This window comes from Mesorhizobium sp. M2A.F.Ca.ET.067.02.1.1, assembly GCF_004023285.1.
In the GTDB taxonomy this organism is placed as follows: domain Bacteria; phylum Pseudomonadota; class Alphaproteobacteria; order Rhizobiales; family Rhizobiaceae; genus Mesorhizobium.
Window position 1 is genome coordinate 1 of record NZ_RZSB01001005.1, and the last position, 1,774, is coordinate 1,774.

Below are 1,774 nucleotides of genomic sequence, written 5' to 3' on the forward strand. Positions count from 1 at the left end.
ATCCAGGACAGCACTCCTTTCAGATGAGGACTCATCCAACCCTCATGCCCCATCCCGCGCCCGTGAAGCCTCAACCATTTGTATGATGGTGCTCAATTTTTAGCGAGCGAAATGGCCGGATTTAAGCCTCGGATTTTCAAAGGGTTCGGGTCCCCGAGCTGTCATTTCGAAGACGCCAGGCGAGACTCTACCAAGCGAACTTCCGTTCATAAAGTGTAAACCAAGCCATTTACAATTTTATAAATTTCGCATTTACTAATATCTAATGCAACTGAGAGTAGCCTCGGATTGGGCGGGAGGACCGCCTGTCCGCGCGTGTCCGCAAAGCTAGGAAAGGATCCGGGAGCAAAGCCACTTCACCCGTGAGGGCGCGGTGCTTGTGGTGGCGAGCGAACGTTCCGCCGATTGGCCTGAAATCTGTGGTCCAGGCCTCGATCTCCCGAGTGATATTCCGTTGCGAGTGGTCGGCTCCTTGCATTTCGTCGTCGAGAAATCGCGGCACGCGTGATGGAGTTGACAGTGGTCCGGTTAGTATCGCCCGCCAAGCGGCGTCGCGTCGACGCGAGTTCCCGCTTCGACATGCCCCAGGCTCATTCGAACCAAGCTGCCCGCGTCGGTCGCTCCGCTTGCCCTCAGGGCATCCCGGCACGGGAGCGCTTTCATGAACTTGGACGACCTTTTGTTCCCGCCACCGTGGTCAGCAGGGACTCGCCGCGGGTGCTCGGCTACTGACTGAAACCCAAAGCTACGAAACGAAAGAACGGCGGCGCGAGCCGCAACGGATCGAGGAGGACGTGATGAGCTATACAGCAGGCTTTGCCGTCATGGATGTCGCTGTTCGGGGTGTCTTGCCCATCGGCGACGATACCGGGAACGTGACATATTTCGTGCTCGACACGACCAAGAGCGCCATCGTCGGTCAGGTCAACCTCCCCAAGACGGTCAAGCGAAGCCTCGCTGTCTCCCTTAACGTCAAGGTTCCGAGCACCGCCGGCTCGTTGGCGATCGGCACGTTTGACGACGGCGGCAATTTCCAGGTCGCCAGCTTCCTGCGCGTGGAAACACCTGTCGTTCCGCGGCCCGGCGGTGCCGTCGGGCCGTCAGCGAGGTGATCGCGTCCAATCTCATTGTTCCCTCTCGCCTGCCAAACCGGTGGGCGGTTTCCCCTTGAATTGAATTCAAAGCCAACAGGAGCCAGTTATGGCCCGTGCCTCTGAAATTCTTTTTGTGGATCCTTCAATCTCCGACCTGCAGACCGTTCTCGGCAATTTGAGGCCTGAAGTCCGGGCTGTCGTGCTCAACAGCGGCCGACCGCCGGCGCAGCAGATCGCCGCCGCCCTCGATGGCCACAAAGGGCTCGACGCAGTCCACATCATCGCTCACGGCGCGCCGGGACGGGTCCAATTCGCCGCAGGGGAGTGGTCCGCCGCCACGTTGAAGGAAAGCGACCAGGATTTCGCCGCCATCGGCAAAGCGCTCGCCGCGGATGGCCAACTGCGGCTATGGAGTTGCTCGGCGGCATTGGGGAATGTCGGCGAAAGGTTCCTCGAGGCATTGGAAGAAGCCGTAGGCGCCGAGGTTTGTGCATCCAGGTCGCTGGTTGGCGCGGCGAATCTGGGTGGGTCTTGGGGACTCCCGCACTATGCGACCTCGCCCTTGCCGCCGATCACTTCAGCTGGCGTAGCAAATTACTCAGGGGTACTTGAATCGGGCGACCTTACACTCGCCGGTTTTACAGATGCTGGCAGCAGTAAAAGTATTAATACATACTATC

2 protein-coding genes are annotated in these 1,774 nt (G+C 59.1%); both read left to right on the forward strand.

What is annotated here, in order from left to right; genetic code table 11:
* Window positions 1–797: 797 nt before the first annotated feature.
* The gene (locus EOA28_RS34730; protein WP_126078796.1) at window positions 798–1,112 is read left to right on the forward strand and encodes a hypothetical protein; all 315 of its coding nucleotides are present in this window, start codon (window positions 798–800) and stop codon (window positions 1,110–1,112) included.
* Between the two features lie 88 nt (window positions 1,113–1,200).
* The coding region (locus EOA28_RS34735) for a DUF4347 domain-containing protein (RefSeq protein ID WP_128315797.1) at window positions 1,201–1,774 on the forward strand (574 nt) is incomplete at its 3' end.